Origin of the sequence: Rhodopseudomonas palustris BisB18, assembly GCF_000013745.1 — a bacterium.
Classification (GTDB): domain Bacteria; phylum Pseudomonadota; class Alphaproteobacteria; order Rhizobiales; family Xanthobacteraceae; genus Rhodopseudomonas_A; species Rhodopseudomonas_A palustris_F.
In genome coordinates, this window is sequence record NC_007925.1 from 4,670,580 (window position 1) to 4,687,390 (window position 16,811).

General features: G+C 62.3%; 13 protein-coding genes. 7 read left to right on the top strand and 6 right to left on the bottom strand.

Going from position 1 to position 16,811, the window contains the following annotated elements:
* Positions 1-31 precede the first annotated feature (31 nt).
* The 5 genes from RPC_RS20995 (at position 32) to RPC_RS21015 (ending at position 6,450) form a co-directional block, all read left to right on the top strand.
* Positions 32-1,405 carry a phenylacetate--CoA ligase family protein gene (locus RPC_RS20995; RefSeq protein ID WP_011474606.1) on the top strand — a complete coding sequence of 458 codons (1,374 nt, stop codon included), beginning with the start codon at positions 32-34 and terminating at the stop codon, positions 1,403-1,405.
* A gap of 6 nt (positions 1,406-1,411) precedes the next feature.
* A complete protein-coding gene (locus tag RPC_RS21000; RefSeq protein ID WP_011474607.1) occupies positions 1,412-2,971 on the top strand; it encodes a hypothetical protein in 1,560 nt (519 codons plus the stop codon).
* The gene (wecB, locus tag RPC_RS21005; protein WP_011474608.1) at positions 2,968-4,101 is read left to right on the top strand and encodes a non-hydrolyzing UDP-N-acetylglucosamine 2-epimerase; all 1,134 of its coding nucleotides are present in this window, start codon (positions 2,968-2,970) and stop codon (positions 4,099-4,101) included. The genes RPC_RS21000 and wecB overlap by 4 nt, the downstream gene beginning before the upstream one ends.
* On the top strand, positions 4,098-5,294 hold the full coding sequence (locus RPC_RS21010; protein WP_011474609.1) for a glycosyltransferase: 1,197 nt from the start codon (positions 4,098-4,100) through the stop codon (positions 5,292-5,294). Before wecB ends, RPC_RS21010 begins: the two co-directional genes overlap by 4 nt.
* A gap of 202 nt (positions 5,295-5,496) precedes the next feature.
* Positions 5,497-6,450, top strand: coding sequence for a hypothetical protein (locus tag RPC_RS21015; protein WP_415914757.1), 954 nt, complete (start codon positions 5,497-5,499; stop codon positions 6,448-6,450).
* Between the two features lie 71 nt (positions 6,451-6,521).
* On the opposite strand, the gene RPC_RS21020 is transcribed toward RPC_RS21015, so the two are convergent.
* Positions 6,522-7,652, bottom strand: coding sequence for a glycosyltransferase (locus RPC_RS21020; RefSeq protein ID WP_011474611.1), 1,131 nt, complete (start codon positions 7,650-7,652; stop codon positions 6,522-6,524).
* 160 nt (positions 7,653-7,812) lie between these two features.
* On the opposite strand from RPC_RS21020, the gene rfbC reads away from it, so the two are divergent.
* The gene (gene rfbC, locus RPC_RS21025) at positions 7,813-8,367 is read left to right on the top strand and encodes a dTDP-4-dehydrorhamnose 3,5-epimerase (RefSeq protein ID WP_011474612.1); all 555 of its coding nucleotides are present in this window, start codon (positions 7,813-7,815) and stop codon (positions 8,365-8,367) included.
* Positions 8,368-8,585: 218 nt separating this feature from the next.
* Positions 8,586-10,628, top strand: a complete 2,043-nt coding sequence (locus tag RPC_RS21030; protein WP_011474613.1) for a hypothetical protein — start codon at positions 8,586-8,588, stop codon at positions 10,626-10,628.
* A gap of 9 nt (positions 10,629-10,637) precedes the next feature.
* Here the strand turns inward: RPC_RS21030 and RPC_RS21035 are convergent, their stop codons facing one another.
* The 5 genes from RPC_RS21035 to RPC_RS21055 form a co-directional block, all read right to left on the bottom strand.
* The gene (locus RPC_RS21035; RefSeq protein ID WP_011474614.1) at positions 10,638-11,381 is read right to left on the bottom strand and encodes an SDR family NAD(P)-dependent oxidoreductase; all 744 of its coding nucleotides are present in this window, start codon (positions 11,379-11,381) and stop codon (positions 10,638-10,640) included.
* A 14-nt stretch (positions 11,382-11,395) separates the two neighbouring features.
* The gene (locus RPC_RS21040; protein ID WP_011474615.1) at positions 11,396-12,706 is read right to left on the bottom strand and encodes an FAD-binding oxidoreductase; all 1,311 of its coding nucleotides are present in this window, start codon (positions 12,704-12,706) and stop codon (positions 11,396-11,398) included.
* Positions 12,707-12,747: 41 nt separating this feature from the next.
* Positions 12,748-14,193, bottom strand: a complete 1,446-nt coding sequence (locus tag RPC_RS21045; protein WP_041803154.1) for a UbiA family prenyltransferase — start codon at positions 14,191-14,193, stop codon at positions 12,748-12,750.
* 141 nt (positions 14,194-14,334) lie between these two features.
* Positions 14,335-15,297, bottom strand: a complete 963-nt coding sequence (locus RPC_RS21050; protein WP_011474617.1) for a glycosyltransferase family 2 protein — start codon at positions 15,295-15,297, stop codon at positions 14,335-14,337.
* Positions 15,290-16,684, bottom strand: a complete 1,395-nt coding sequence (locus RPC_RS21055; RefSeq protein ID WP_011474618.1) for an FAD-binding protein — start codon at positions 16,682-16,684, stop codon at positions 15,290-15,292. Before RPC_RS21055 ends, RPC_RS21050 begins: the two co-directional genes overlap by 8 nt.
* Between the last annotated feature and the right edge of the window lie 127 nt (positions 16,685-16,811).

A 16,811-nucleotide genomic window follows, 5' to 3' on the forward strand; every position in this document is an offset into this window, starting at 1 on the left:
TCGGCCCACCCGAACAGCGAGGTCTCTCGGAATGCTGCATCAGGCCATCATCAACGGCGTTCGCGGCTTCACAGGCTCGCTGATTTTGTTTCCGATCGCCGAACGCCTGGAAGGCCGCGACATGCGCGGCAAGCAGCGCCAGTTCGCCGCCGAAATGGAACAGCCGTTCGCGGCGCGCCGCGCCCGCTCCTGGGCCGAAACCGTAGACACCGTGCGCTTCGCCGCCGCCCACGTGCCGTATTATCGCGAGCTGTTCGCACGCATCCATTTCGATCCCGAGGCGCTCGCCCGCGATCCGAAATTCCTCGACGACATTCCGTTCCTGACCAAGGACATCATACGTGCCGAAGGCGAACGGCTGTTGCGCGACGATCACGCGGCCTTCCGCAAGCATGCCGCCAAGACCGGCGGTTCCACCGGGCCGTCCGCCGTCATCTATTACGATCAGGACGCCGCCGATTGGTCCTCGGCGGTCACGCGCTATGCGCGCGGCCTGATCGGTGCCGGGCCGATGCGCTCGGAGCTGCATTTCGCCAGCAAGTTTCCGGAAGAGTTTCCCTGGAAGGCGCGGATGCGCGAACAGGTCAAGTGCCTGTCGAACAACCGCTACAACATTTTCTTCGCCACCTTCGAGCCGGATGAACTCGACGAGATCTGGCAGCAGATCAGATCGATCCGGCCGCATCTGGTGCACGGTCATCCCTCGACGCTGTACCAACTGGCGCTGCACGTCGAACAGAAATACGGCAAGGCGAAAGCCTTCAACGTGTTCGAATCCTCCGGTGAGCTGCTGGAGAGCAGGCAACGCGCGGCGATTGCCCGGGTGTTCGGCTGCGAGGTGATCGATCGTTACGGCCTCGCTGAAATCGGCGTCGTCGCCTATCAGACCGACCCGCAGCGACCGCAAATGCAGGTGTTCGATCCGCTGGCCTGGCCGGAGATCATTGCGGCCGAGGGCGGCGTCGATGTGCCGGAGGCCGACGGCGCCAGCAATGGCGAGTTGGTATTCACGGCGCTGAAAAACCGGATGATGCCGCTGATCCGCTATCGCAGCGGCGATATCGCCGCGCTACGCGAGACGCCCTCCGGCTTCGTAATCGACGGCATGGTCGGGCGCATCCACGACGTCATCGAGATCGCCGGCCGCCGGCTGCCGACCCACTACATCCAGGACGTGCTCGACCGCATCGGCGCGGTGAAGGAATTCCAGATCGAAATCCGCGACGGCCGTCCGCTGTTCCGCGTGGTGCCGGAGCCGGGCGTCGATCAGCAGGCCTTCAGCGAGCGGCTGAAGGGCTGGTGGGGCGACAACATCGACATCGAGTTCATCGAGTCCACGGCGCTGCATCTGCAAGGCTGGCGCTCGAAATTCCGCCACCTCGTATCGTCTTCCAAGAGCAACTAATCGGCCATGATCTATCTCCTCGCCGACAGCCGTGACGCGGTCACGACCGAACTCGTGCAGCGCGCTTTCGAACGCTCATTTACCCGAGGCCAGGTCCGGTTGATCGATTGCACCGACGCGATCACCGCGAAGGCCCCCGTGGTGATTGCGCTCGCGCCGGACGAAGCGCTGGCGACGGACTTGCAGCGCGTCGTCAGCCAGGGCGGCAAACTCCTCCTGCTTGGAAAGCTCGGGCCGCGGCTCGCCGCACTGGCCGGCGTCACCGTCGCCGAGGCTTCCCCCGATCTCGCCGCCGCGGCCGTCAGCGCGCCAGCGCCGAGTTACGCCACCGCGCAGAGCCGCGCGGCGCTGCGCTATGCCCGGACCGGGCTTGGCGCGGCCTCCCCGCTGCACGACCGCCGGCTTTGCCGATTCGATTTCACCAACGAATGGAACAATCTCGGTTACGGCCGGATCGGCATCGGGCCAGACCGCTGGTCGATCGGCCAGCTCGCGAGCCATTGCGACCAGGTGATCGCCGAGCTTACGCTGGACGACTTCGCCTCGCCCGGCGCCGCGGTGACGCTGCGCGATTGGCCTGCAGGCGCGGTGCTGTGGTTCGCCCGTCCGGTCGGCCCGATCGACGGGCCGGATTGGGCCGTAGTCGAGCGCTTCATTGCCGATTACCGCGCGGCAGAGCTGAGCTGCCGGCCGTTCCTGCGCGACATTCCGCACGGCTACGGCGCCGCGGTGACGATGCGGCTCGACTGCGACGAGGACATCGCCTCGGCCCGGCCGTTGCTGGAGCTGTACCGCGACCGCGGCCGGCCGCTGTCGCTCGCCATCAAGACCGACCAGCCGTGCAACCCGGCGCATCTCGCGCTGATCGGGGATCTGCGCGCCGCCGGCGGCTCGATCCTGTCGCATTCGGTGAGCCATGCGCCGAATTGGGGCGGCTCGGCGGAAGCCGCCGAGCGCGAGGCGCGCGACTCCAAGTCCTATCTCGAGAGCCGCATCGATGGCCTGACGGTGCGCTATGCGGTGTCGCCGTTTCACCAGAACCCGACCTATGTGCCGGCCGCGCTGGCCCGCGCCGGCTATGACGGCTTCGTCGGCGGCATCATCGCCAACGATCCGGAATACATGATGGCGCGCGCCGGGCAGCCGCCGTTCAGCCCCGAGCAGATCATTTCGCACACCCAGGGCTGCATGCTGCACGGCGATTGCATGCTGAGCGAGGGCGACCCGCTGCGGATGTTCAAGACCGCGTTTTCCCTGGCCCGCGACGGCGGGCAGTTCTTCGGCTACCTCGATCATCCGTTCTCCGAACGCTACGCCTATGGCTGGGCCAGCGAACCGGCGCGGGTCGCGGCGCATGGCGACTTCCTCGACTACATCGAGCAGAATGCCGGCGACGGACCGCTGTTGTTCGTCAACGAAGACACCGCGCTTGATTTCATCAAGGGCAAGGCAGCCGCGGAGATTGCCTTCGACGAGGCATCGGACAGCTATCGGGTCAGCGCGACGGAAGCTGCCGGCTTACCGTTGTCGATCGGCTTTCGCGGCCGGGTCGTAGCGGCGCGATGACTAACACCAAGAAGATCATGGTGGTGTTCGGTACGCGGCCCGAGGCCATCAAGCTCGCGCCGGTGATCGCGGCGCTGCAAGCCCGCCCGCGTCAGTTCGACACCGTGGTCTGCTCCTCCGGGCAGCATCGCGAAATGTTGCTGCAGACGCTGGAGACGTTCGGCATTCAGCCGCAGATCAACCTCGACGTCATGCGCCCCGACCAGACCCTGCCGGATCTGACCGCGCTGCTGATTTCACGGCTGACCGCGACGCTTGCTGCGGAGCGGCCGGATCGCGTCATCGTCCAGGGCGACACCACCACGGCGTTCGCCGCCGCGTTGGCCGGCTATTATGCCCGGGTGCCCGTCGCGCATGTCGAGGCCGGGCTGCGCTCGCACGACCGGCACAATCCGTTTCCGGAAGAGATCAACCGCCGGCTGATCAGCGCGATCGCCGATCTGCATTTTGCGCCGACGCAAGGCGCCGCGGACGCGCTGCGCGCCGAGGCGATCGCCCAGGCCACGATCCATGTCACCGGCAACACCATCGTCGATGCCTTGCTGGCGCTGCGCGGCCGGCTCGAGACGCCGGACGGCCTCGCCCTTGTGCCGGCCGCGATCCGCGGCTTCGGCACCGATGGGCAACCGCTGATCCTGGTGACCTGCCATCGTCGCGAGAGCTTCGGCGACGATCTCGCGGCGATCTGCCGCGCGCTGAAGCGCATCGCGCTCGGCCACCCCGATCATCGCATCGTCTTTCCGGTGCACCTCAACCCCAACGTCCGCGCCCAGGTGATGCCGCTGCTCGGCGACACGCCGAACATCGCGCTGCTGGAGCCGGTGAGCTACCCGTCGCTGGTCTATCTGCTGTCGCGCGCGGTGCTGGTGCTGTCGGATTCCGGCGGCATTCAAGAGGAGGCGCCGAGCTTCGGCGTGCCGATCCTGGTGCTGCGCTGGAAGACCGAACGGCCGGAGGGCGTCGCCGCCGGCGTCGCGCAGCTGGTCGGCGCCGACGAGGAGCTGATCGTCGACCGCGCCGGCGCCTTGCTGGCGCAAGCCGGCGATCGCGGCGCGGCGGTGATCGCCAATCCCTATGGCGATGGCCGCGCCAGCGAACGGATCGCCGACATCCTGGCGAGCGCGTCATGACGACACGGCGCGCCGACGTCGTGATGTTCTCGACGGCCGATTGGGCGTCGCAGTACTGGACCAACAAGCAGCACACCGCTGCGCATCTCGCCGCGCGCGGCCATCGCGTGCTCTATGTCGAAACCGTGGGGCTGCGCCGCCCCGGCCTCAACAGCATGGACGTCGGGCGGATCTGGGCGCGGCTGCGGCGCGGTCTGAAGCCGATCGCGGAAGTGCGCGACAATCTGTGGGTGCTGTCGCCGCTCACCGTGCCGCTCGGTCAGCGCTATGCGCCGATCGCCGCATTCAACCGCTGGCAGTTGCGGGCGCGGATCGGCGGCTGGCTGCGCAAACACCGCATCGGCCGGCCGCTGATCTGGACCTATCACCCCTACATGCTGGAGGCGGCCGAGGCGCTCGATCCCTCGGCCATGGTCTATCATTGCGTCGACGATATCGGCGCGGTGCCGGGCGTCGACCGCGCCGCCTACGACGCCGCCGAACAGCGGCTGTTGCGGCGCGTCGATCTGGCCTTCACCACCAGCGGGCATCTGCAGCAGCGCTGCGCCGCCATCGCCGGCGAGCGCGCCCGTTACTTCGGCAATGTCGCCGATATCGACCATTTCGCCACCGCGCGCGGCAACATCGATCTGCCGCCGGAACTCGCCGCGATTCCGCGGCCCAGGCTCGGCTATGTCGGGGTGATCTCCGACTTCAAGATCGATCTGGAACTGTTGCAGACGCTGGCCGTGGCCCATCCCGATTGGCATTTCGTCTTCATCGGCGACGAACGCGAGGGCCAGCACAGCGACGTCGTGACGCGCATGGCGCAGCTGTCGAACGTGCATTTTCTCGGCTGGCGATCCTATCAAGACCTGCCGCGTTATCTTGCCGGCTTCGATGTCGGCCTGCTGCCGCAGCTGATCAACGACTACACCCGCGCGATGTTTCCGATGAAGTTCTTCGAATACCTCGCAGCCGGACTTCCAGTCGTCGCCACCCCGCTGCCGGCGTTGCGCGACCTTGCCGCGGTTCACGGCATCGGCGCCGATACAGCAACGTTTGCGCAGGCGATTTCCGCAGCTCTCGATGGCCGCGGGCCGCAGCCGCTACCGATCGACGACCCGCTGCTACAGGCCAATTCCTGGGACGCGCGGCTCGACCAGATGTTGGCAATGATCGAGGCAACCTCGGCCGCGTCGCCGCGCGGTTAGCGACGTCGCCTTCGTCGTTGTTGCAGGAGTCTGGGCGCGCCCACCATCCTTCGACATCGGCTCTTGACGGTGCCGGAGCAACATTACAGGATGTCCAGCCTTAGTGGATTAATTTCGTATTTGAGCTCGTGCATACCGCCGAACCTGCCACACCGAAAAGTATCGCCGCCGGCGGCAGGCTGCACGATCATCAATCGACCTATTGCTGGTCGATCTGCCCGACGCCGTTCTCTCGACGAACAACAGTTCTGTTCCGCTTCGCGCTCACGTCCTCCAATTCAAGAACCCCATGACCAATCTTCCGAACGATTTCGATGCGAGTTTCTATCGGCTCCAATATGCCGACTTGGCCGATCTGTCGGATGCCGATCTGGCCAATCATTGGACGCGGCATGGCGCGTCGGAAGGACGATCGGCTGCGGCGGATTTCGTGCGAGCGGACCTCATCGCGTGGATTGGAGATCGCCCTGCGCTTGAAATCGGGCCGTTCACCACCCCGACGCTGCGTGGCGGCAAGGTTCGGTATTTCGACGTCGCCGACCGCGACGCCTTGCTGATCAGAGCGCGCGAGATCGGGCACCCGGCGACCGATCCGGTGGACATCGATTATTTCCATCCGACCGGGGATCTGTCGGTCATTCCCGACACCTTCGACATCGTCTTCAGCTCGCACTGCATCGAACATCAGCCGGATCTCGTCAGGCATCTCGTGCAGGTGGAGGCGCTGCTCAACGCGCAGGGAGCCTATGCGCTGGTGATCCCGGACAAGCGATTTTGCTTCGATCACTTTGTCGCGGAAAAAACCATCGCCGACGTTCTCCAGGCGCATTCGGAACGACGGATGACCCACACGCTGAAGAGCGTGATCGAAGCGCGCGCCCTCACCTCGCACAATATTCCGGCGAAGCATTGGAGCGGCGAGCATTCGGTTCCGATCATCGCGCTCGAGCCCGACGCCGTGCAGCGCGCGGTCAAGGAGTTCGAGGCCGCCAACGGCGGCTATATCGACGTTCACGCCTGGCAGTTCACCCCGATCGGCTTTCGCGCCATCGTGGATCAACTGAACAGGCTCGGGCTGATCCGACTGAAGGCCGAGCGCGTCTTCGCCACGCCGCACGGATGCTTCGAGTTTTGCGCAGTGCTGCGGCTGGACTGATCTGCGATATCAAGACGCATCGGCAACTGACGAAGGCGCCGCGACGTCGCAAGAAACGTCGTGCAGCGCGATCATCCTCGTCTTGCGTCATACACCTCGCGGTAGATGGCGCGGACCCTCGCGCAGAACCTTGCGTGGTCGAATTGCTCGCGCGCCCGCGCCTGCGCCGCGCGGCCGAGGCGCTCGGCCAGCTCCGGATCATCGAGGACGGCGTTGATCGCGCTGGCGAGCGCGGCGGCGTCGCGCGGCGGCACCGTCAGCGCCTCCAGGCCATGGCGCGCCACCAGCGGCACCGCGGTCGGCAACGCCGTGTTGACGATCGGCAAGCCGGCCGCCATCGCCTCGAGCTGGGAAATGCCGAAGGTTTCCGCGGCCGTCACCGAGGGGAAGGCGAACACCCGCGCCGCGCGCAAATGCACCCGCACCTCCTCCGCCGACAGATAGCCGGCGAAGGTCACGCGATTGGAGACGCCGGCATCGGCTGCGATCTGTGCGAGACGTTCGCGCTCCGCGCCGGTGCCGACGATGCTGAGATGGCCATCGATTCGGGGCAGAGCCGCGAGCAGAACGTCGAAGCCCTTGTAGGGCACCAGCCGGCCGAGCGCCACGATCAGCCGCGGATGGCGACGCCGCAGCGCCTCGGCGCGCGCGCAGCCATCGGCACCGAGCGTCGCCCATGCCGCGGCATCGACGCCGAACGGCACCGCTTCGCATTTGGCGAGATGCGGCCGCAGCAACGCCGAGTTCTGCGCGATGATCTGGTCGGACACGATGATGCGGTCGGCACGGGCGAGCGTGGCCCGCGTCAAGGGCGCCAGCGCCCCCGCCAGCAACCGACGGCCGAGGATCTCGGCGTGCCAGTGCACCACCACGCCGACATGGTCGGGAACGGCGAGCGCGCCGATGTCGTTGAGCGGAAACGGCGCATGCAAGGCGACGACGTCGGCCTTGCGGATCGCCCACGCCAGCGCCAGCGGAAATTGCGGCGCGATCGGCATGCCGAACAGGTTGCCGAGCGAGGCCACCGCGCGGCTCGGCACGCCGTCGAACGCGGTGCTCTGCCCGAGCCCGCGCATCCCGCGCGCCACCAGAATTTCGCTGCGAAGATCCTCCTCGCCCGCCGCGGTGAGCAGCGCGATGACCGCCGCGACACCGCCGTCGACGTCCGGGCGGTAGGCCTTGTAGGCATGCAGCACGCGCATCAATCGCACCTTCAGATGAAGGGCCGTTAAGCCCGGTTTCGCCGAGCAATTCAACCCCTTGACGCGCCACCTGTTTGCCTTCTTGACTGGTGATCGGCCGGCACGCTCGCCCACAGCGATCGATCGATGCGCCGGCCCGAGGACAACTAGGACATCTGCGATGACGATTGATGAGTTGAACATCCCGGGCGTAGTCGTGCTGACGCCGAAACGCTTTGCCGACGACCGCGGCTGGTTCATGGAAACCTACAGCCATCCGGCGCTGCAAGCCCTCGGCATCGAGCTCGATTTCGTCCAGGACAACCACTCGCTGTCGCTGCACACCGGCACGTTGCGCGGCCTGCATTTCCAGACCCCGCCGCACGCCCAGGCCAAGCTGGTGCGCTGCGTGCGCGGCCGCATTCTCGACGTCGCGGTCGACGTTCGGGCCAATTCGCCGACCTACGGCCAATACGCCTCGGCCGAATTGTCGGCCGCCGACGCCCGGCAAATCTTCATCCCGGTCGGCTTCGCGCACGGCTTCGTCACGCTCGAACCGGATACCGAGGTGGTCTACAAGGTCAGCGACATCTACGCTCCGCAATGCGACGGCGGCATCCGCTGGAACGACCCCACCATCGCCTTCCCTTGGAACATCGAGCACGGCCCGTTCCTCTCGCCAAAGGACGAAAAGCTGCCGCTGCTGGCGGATTTTGTCAGTCCGTTCCGAATGTGACGGAGGAGACAACTGCCGCCGAACGGCGCCCCGTTAAAACACGCTGCGCTCGGACGAACTCCGATCGGAAACAACTGCGAATATTTGCGCGCCGGCCGTCGCCTCGTCCGACACAGGAATGGGATCGCACTTAGCACCATGCTAATCGCTAGCTTGACCCCTGGCTTTCTTTCATGCTCTTTCCTTGGCTACATTTGCAGGGCTAAGGGGATTTTGCAGTGAAGCGCGATTGGAGAAAGCTTCCAGTAGAGTGGCCGTTGGTTTTACCAATCATCGTTTACTTGGTGCTATTTTTTCGGGCCTTCCAATTCATCGTCGACGACACGTTCATCACCTTCTTGATGTCGAAGAATTTGGTCGACAGCGGTGTCATCAGTACCGACCCCGAACTTCATATCAACGCAACTACGGCGTATCTCCACATATTCGCGGGGGCGCTGTCATATTTGATTGGTGGAGCTGACTTCATCGATTTTGGCGTCAAGACTTTCGCTGGATTTCTCGGCTGCACCTGCCTCGCTCTTGTCAATTCGATCCAAAAATCCATCGGCGTCTCCTCCGGACTGCGGCTTCTCTGCGGACTGTTCCTGGCGGGCAGCTTTCCGTTCGTGCTTTGGTCTGCAAGCGCGATGGAGACGACCTATGTCGCGACCACCTTGATCCTGCTGTGCTGGGCTTTCTACTATCACCCGCGATCCATTCCCGAACCGGTGGTATTCTCGCTGGCGGCCCTGTGCGTCCTGTATCGGATGGATACGCTGGTCTTTGTCACGCCGATCCTTTTCGGCACATTCTACCTCAATCGGTTTTCTCGCCGCACGTTGCGCAATTCTGGTTTCTTCCTCGTTCCCCTTGTTCTTTTCGCTATCTTCTTACGGATATATTACGGCAGCGTTCTTCCAACGCCGGCAATGAAGGCGTCGTTCGGCCTCTACGCCATGCTCATGAATGCAATTCACACGGGCCTTCCCTACCTTGAAGACTTTGCGCTTGTGAACCTCCATGGCCTTGGCATCATTGCTGCCCTGATCACTGTGCTGGCGGGATTGCCGGGGTTTTTTCGGATGCGGCTGGAGGGCGATCGCGCCCGCATGTTCTTCATCGGCGCGGCGGCCCTTGGATACATCGGCTACATTGCGTCGCAGGGCATCGTCCATATGATGTTCAGCTTCCGGTTCTATACACCGCTTATTCCGGTCCTTGCCCTGTTGCTCGGTTTTCAACTCGACGCGATTGGCAGACGCTTGAAGCCCGCTCAATGGCACGGCACGGCCGTCAAAGCGGCGGCCGTCATGCTCACGACCGCCAATCTGGCGATCTTCTGGTATGGCACAAACGTCAATATGTATTTCTCGCGAGTCCGGGATCCCGGGCTCGGCCCGGTCGGCAACGATACGATCGACGGGTGGGCCACTCTCCATCAGGAGATGAAAGGTGCTGGACGGTATTTCGCGACCCAGATCCCGCGCGACTACCGCGTCGGCCTTTGGGTTGCCGGGATTATTCCTTTCTACATGCCTCAGCGCGTTTTCGACAACCATTTGATTGGATCGCCCACCGACAAGTATGTCGACTATATTGTAGCGCAGTGTCCGTCAGACCAGACGAGCCCATCGGATATGAAGCAATATCCGGGGCTCTATGCCAGCAAGAAAGCGCTGTACTATCCTCTGACATCATGGTGTCTGATGCCGACGTCGATGTCTCCAAACAGCGACGTGGCGGACGCTCCGGTGGCGCCACCATTCGGAATTGTCTACGGGCATCGGCGCTATTGGGAGAATCTCTTTCTGGCCGGGGAACAATTTCGCGATCATCCCGAGCGTTTTGCTTCGCTGCCGATGAAGGTCTTTCCGGGATTTTCCAACAGGCCGGTACGGGTTAGTTCTGCCCTGACACAACTCGACACCGACTATGCAAAGAATATATTCTCGCTGGCTCCCCCGGCGGAAATGGTTTTCGACCCACCAGCGGGGAGCCACAGCGCAACCATGGAATATGGGTTCGCATCGAAGATGTATTCGATCGGGCCGACGATCTCCCCAGTTGAATTTATCGTTTCCCAAGATACGGCAGGCGGCCGCAAGGAATTATTCCGGCGCCGGCTCGATCCGGAAGCGACGATCGAGAGCGAGCGCGGCATTCAGAAGATCACCGTGGATCTTCAAGGCGACGGCAAGCTCTACCTAGCCTACCATTCGCTCCATGGTGAGCCCAAAGGTCCCGGCATCGTATTCATTACCGACTTCCAGTTCCGCTAATGAGAGTGTTCACAGCTTCGTACGGTGAAACAGCGGACGCGGCAGGTTGCGCACCGCCAACATGATCCAGCGCCAGAACGTCGGCGTGTAGACGATTTCTACCTTGTGATCGATCGAAGCGACGATGTCCTTGGCAACTCTTTCCGGACGAGCCCACATCAATCCGCGTTGGTCGAGATGCGATGTCATCGGTGTGGATACGAATCCAGGCCTGATATCGATGACGGCAATACCCGCCGGCTTCAACCGATGTCTCACACCCTCGAGGAACCGCTGTAGCCCGCCCTTCGCGGAGCCGTATGCATAATTGCTCTGCCGACCTCTCTCTCCCGCCACCGATGTGATGACCGCAATAGTTCCTGCGCCTCGCGGTTGGAAGCGCTCCGCAAGCATATTGACCACGACCGCCGGGCTCGCGAAATTAATAAGTAGCGCGTTAATCAGCGCAGCCGAATTGACCTCCGTAGTTTTCTGATCCGGCAAAGTGCCGTAGGCAACAACCGCAATGTCCAAGCCGTCGAACGCATTCCAGGCGCTAGCCAGCACATCGGGAAGTTGCTCGAGCGAAGCAAAGTCCGCGAGGATAGTCTGCACCCGCGGCGCGCCTCTCACCGTCAGGTCTTGGGCGATGCTCGACAGTGTTTCGTCGCTTCGTCCGATCAGCACCAGCGAGTCGCCGCGCTCCGCATAGAGCCGCGCGACCTGAACGGCAATCCCCGACGCCGCGCCGAAGATCGCAATTCGGCGGGTCATAGGTTTTGACCTAGTCACCTTCTTCTCCCCACTGCAAGACCGACGCGGATCGCAAACTCCGACGATATCGCGGGATCCATTGAATCTTGGAAACGTCCAGCGAAGGGATATCCCTGCCAGAACGCCTGACGGCTCATCAAGCTGTCCTTGGCTGGATAGATGCGACCATTGGATTCGATCGTGATCGCCTCAAGCCGTTCGATCAGACGGACCGTTTGTGAGCCATCATTTGGAAAGTCCAGCGCAAATGTAACGCCTTCCATTGGAAATGACAGCAGCCCGCGCGATGGCAGCGCTCCGAACACCTTCAGAACGGAAAGCATAGACCCCGCGCCGGCGGCGACGACTTCCCGGAGCATCGCTCGGACAACTTCGAGGGCGCAGCCGCGCGGAATCACGTTCTGGAATTGAAAAAACCCATCGCGACCATAAAGCCGATTCCAATTGCCAAGGCCATCGAGCGGATAAAGCGCTTGTTCGTAAGATCCGGTCGATGTCCTCTTTCCGAGCTTTCCCAATTTGCGCCTGTAGAGCGCGTTGAAAGCCCTGGTCGAAACCCGGTTGACGACGGAAATCGGAGGCGTCCAGGGGATAGAAATTCGCGGCTGCAGCGGGGGCGGCGGAGCCCCTACGCCCGCAACGTGTCGAGAACGGGAAAAGATACCCCGACCAATGTCGGCGCCCTTCGCAAAACAGTCGATCCACGCCGCCGTGTATTCCCATGCCAGATCGGATTGCACCGCTAATTGAAAGTAATCGTCGAGGCTACCGAATGCTATGTCCTCAGCTTCAAAGGCCAGCCCATCCACCCGGCGCAGCTTGAGCGTTGCTTGCAAGATGATCCCGGTCAATCCGAGCCCACCGATTGTTGCCGCGTAAAGTTCGGCATTCTCGGATTCTGAACAGCGCAGAATCTCACCGCTGGACCGTAGCAAAACAAATGACTCGACGTGATTTCCGAACGAGCCGAAGACATGATGGTTCTTGCCATGCACATCATTGGCGATCGCACCGCCGACGCTGATAAATCTGGTTCCAGGCGACACCGGGAGAAAGAAGCCGGCGCCATCTTGGTCCGGACGGCAGATAACCCGCAGGATGTCGGCGAGGCGTACGCCCGCTTCGCAAACAAGGTGTCCTGTTTCAGGATCAAAGGCTATGAAACGATCGAGCCCCCGGCAATCGATCAGGAGGCCGCCTGGATTGAGGGCGACGTCGCCATACGACCTACCGCAACCATGCGCGAGGAAGGGCGCGTTAGAACCGGCGCCCACCAGCGCGATAAGCTCCGTCATAGAGCCCGGCAAGGCCAGCCGATGACGCATCGTCTGGTTTCGCCCCCACCCCGAATATTCGCTGGTCCAATTCACCACGAGGCCGCGATGAATGCTGCCGCGCCGAGCACTCCCAAGACTAACGACAGACGATCTTTGAGCGCGAACACCAAAGGATCCTCGTTCATCAGCCCATGAACAGAGAGATGCCAGACCCGAAGCGTCCAAAGCATCAATATCGGCATCATCACCCACAGGATTTGCGGATGTCCGTAAATCGCTCTCGGATATTGGTCATTGATCAGATAAATCATGAAAACGACTATCGCCCCGAGACCGCTTGCGACCCCCGCGGAAAGCAACAACGGCAGATCTTTTTCTGTGTATCCCCGCGCTCTAAAGGCGTGGCCCACGACGCGTACCCCACGTTCCAACTCTGCATAACGTTTGACGGTAGCGAGACAAAAGAAGAACAACATCGAAAACGTCAGCAGCCAGGGTGAAGCTCCATCCGGCACTAGAAAGCCGCCGGCAAGGACGCGAAGCGAAAACAGTGCAGCCAAAATCATCACGTCGACGACAGCCAACCGCTTAAGCAACAGGCTGTAGACGAGAGCGACAGCCAGGTAGGCGAGTAATGTTAGGGTACAGCCCAAGGGCAGCAGCAGGGAAATCAAGAACGCACTACTGATCAGGGCGATCGCTGCAGTCATGCCGCTCTGCACGGAAATCAAACCGGCAGCGAATGCGCGCAGACGTTTGCGTGGATGCTTGCGGTCCGCCTCAAGGTCAAACAGATCATTTATGATATAATTGCCCGAAGCGACCATTCCCACCAGAACGAACAGCAGCAGGGACTGCGCGACAGTTTCCAGATCAGTGAACTTCTGCGCTAGGATCGGCGCGGCAAAGACGAGAAGGTTCTTTGCCCAATGCTCCAAGCGCAACGCCTTAATCCACGTCCGATAGCTTCCGACGGGGCTCGGGAACACACGCTCAACGATGGTAATGCCAGCCAATCGTTTGGCGAAACGGTTTCCGGCTCCGACCAACACCACAGTTTCCGCCGCTTCGAATATCGGCAAGTCCGCCTTTGAGTCCCCGGCATAAGCGAAGCGCTCGCCGAACGCTTGCCTGATCGCCGCTAGTTTTCGAGCACCGGAGAAATTCTCCCGACCATCAGATCCCACAACCACATCGAAAAGTCCGAGATGCTTGGCGACGGACTGCACCAAGGAGTCATCGGCCGCACTGAAAAGGCCCAGACGGCGGCCCGCCCGCCTTTGCTCTTTGAGGAAGTCAACAAATGGCGCGTTGTAAGGAAATGTCGCTGCATCGGTGATCGCTGCATTAGCGATGTGCCGCTTGAAAACTGCTTTCCCTCCGCGAAGGAACGAAAATAAATGTCTGCAATGCGAGGGGCGGGCCCTAAGGGCAGAGAAAATACTCTCGTGCAAAGAGTCCGTAACTATCAGAGTACCATCAAGATCCACCGCCAACGGCAATTCTGTAAAATTCTGGCTATCATCAATTCTCATCATGGCTTCCGGAGGAGATAAGTCAAAAAATTTATTTTAGTCCGCCTATTAAATCGTTTCATTGCATAATTTTCTTAGCGCTGCCGCTGTACAATTAGAGCACCGTAGCCCCCCTCGCAAGGAGGGGAGTCCATCCTGCTATCAGTTCCTCAGTTCCCCATGATCCAACGTCGCGCGGGGAAACGCCGTCTGCTGCTGGTCGATGACGTAGAGCGGACGATTGATGCCGTTCTTGTAGATCCGGGCGACGAACAGTGCGATCGATCCGACCGACAGGATGGTCGCGGCCCAGTTCAGATGTTCGAGCCATTTGAGGTCGGAAACGCCGCCGAACAGGCAGAGCAGGGCAGCCAGAAGGTTGAGCGGCACCAGCACCGCCGCGATATAGGCCGCAAGCCGCAGCGGAAAGGTCGACGCCGACAGGATGCCGGCGATGGCGAACGTCGTCATTCGCACCAGATTGTAGTGCGTGGTGCCCGCCACGCGGGTCTGCCGCTCGAACGGGATGGCGTGGCGACGGAACCCCGCATAGGCGATCTCGTTGCGAATGAACGGGTAGGTCGAGCGATTGTTGAGACAGACCTGCCTGACCCGGCTGTTCATCAAGGCGAATTCCGCCATGTCGAGGATGAAATCATTGTCGGCGATCAGCCGGGTCAGCCGGTAGAAAACCTTGCGCGCGGCGACCAACACCGCGCTCTCGGGCCGCGCGACGCGTTGCCCATAGACGATATCGAAGCCGCGCTGCCAGTGATCGAGGAAGGTCGGGATCATTTCCGGCGGATCCTCGCAATCGACGTCGATGAAAATCGAGGCGTCGCCGGAGGCGTTGGTGAGGCCGCAGGTCAGCGACGCCTGATAACCGAAATTGCGCGACAGCGTGATGACGTGAACCCAATCGTGAGACCGCCGGATCTGCGCGATCGCGTCCAGCGAGCCGTCGGTCGAGGCGTTGTTCATGAAGATCAGCTCGAAATCGAACGTCTCGCGCAACGGTCCGATCACCGTCATCAGCCGGTCAAAGAACAACGGGATCGATTGGTCCTCGTTGTAGACCGGGCAGATGATCGAAACCGACGGCTTGCGCGCTGCAGCGTTATCCATGTCCCGCAGATGCTCCTCGAAAATTCGCGAGGCCCACCCGGCGGGACAACGCGCTGGAAAATGCCCCGTCCGGATCGACGCGACCGATGACGGCCTGGAATTCCGCCAGCCTCGGATAGAACGTCTTGATATGACGCGCGGAGGCCCGCGCGTCCTTGGCGAAATAGATCCGGCCGCCGGCCGCGGCGGTGATCTCGTCGAAATCGTCGAACAGCCGCAGCGCCGCCGGCCCGCTCGGCAGGTCGCAACTGAACGCGATGCCCTTCATCGGAAACGACAACAGCCCCTCGCCTTGCGGCCCCATGCGCTTCATCGAGGTGAAGAACGACGACAGCCCGGAACGGTGCAGCCGGTCCAGCAGCGCCCGCACCGTCAGCTCGGCGCCGTCCTCCGGCGCCACCATCTGATACTCCATGAAGCCGCGGCGGCCGTAGAGCTTGTTCCAATTGGCAACGGAATCCAGCGGATAAAAATACGAATGCGCCGGCACCAGGGATTCGCCGGTCCCGGCGCTGCGATAGCGGTGATACAGCGCGGTATTGGCGAGCCGCACCACCATCGGAGAAATCAAGCCGCTGGGAAGCCCGGTCGGCAGCCGCCAGCCCGGCGGCCGGACGAATTCCAGCTTTCCATTCGGCACCGCCGCCTCGGCCCGCTCGCGCGAGGCGTGATCGCCGATCATCACGACGCCGCGGCCGAGCTTTGCGCCGGTCGCCGAGCCATCGATCCACGCCACCGAATAGGCCGCATGATCCGTCGTTGCCAGCACCGACAGCGTTTCGTCGAGATCGCGGGTGACTTGATTGCGGGCGACGATCAGGTTGGACCCGACCCGCATCAGCTCGATGGTCGCCTCGAGGATGATGCCGGTCAGCCCCATACCGCCGAGCGTCGCGGCAAACAATTCGCCGTGCTGGCTACGGCTGCAGCGCACGGCCTCGCCGTTGGCGAGCAGCAGCAGAATGTCCTCGACATGTGCACCGAAGCTTCCGGCACTGTGGTGGTTCTTGCCATGGACGTCGCAGGCGATCGCGCCGCCGATCGTGGCGCGGCAGGTTCCCGGCGTCACCGGCAGGAAAAATCCTTTCGGCAACGCCACCTCGAGCACGTCGCGCAGCGACACCCCGGCCTCGGCGCGCAGCCGCCCGCTCTCCACATCGAACGACAGCATGCGGTCCAGCCGGGTCATGTTGACGACGACGCCGTCCCGCGTCACCGCCGCGTCGCCATAAGCCAAGCCAGCGCCACGCGCGATCAGTCCGGCTTCACCGAAAGCCGCCGGTGCCGCGACGGCCTCCGCGAAGCGCTCGGGCCGCGTCACGCGACAATCCACCGGATTGGTGTTGCCCCAGCCGGTCAGGCTGAGTTGGGTCGTTGCGGCGGTCAAGGCTGGTCTCCACGGCCTCGCAGAATGAAATCAAACAGCGGACTATCCGCTGTACGTGATGTCTTCAGGTCAATCCATATATCAAGCAAGAAACATTTATATTGATTCATGAATGGACTTGCCGCAT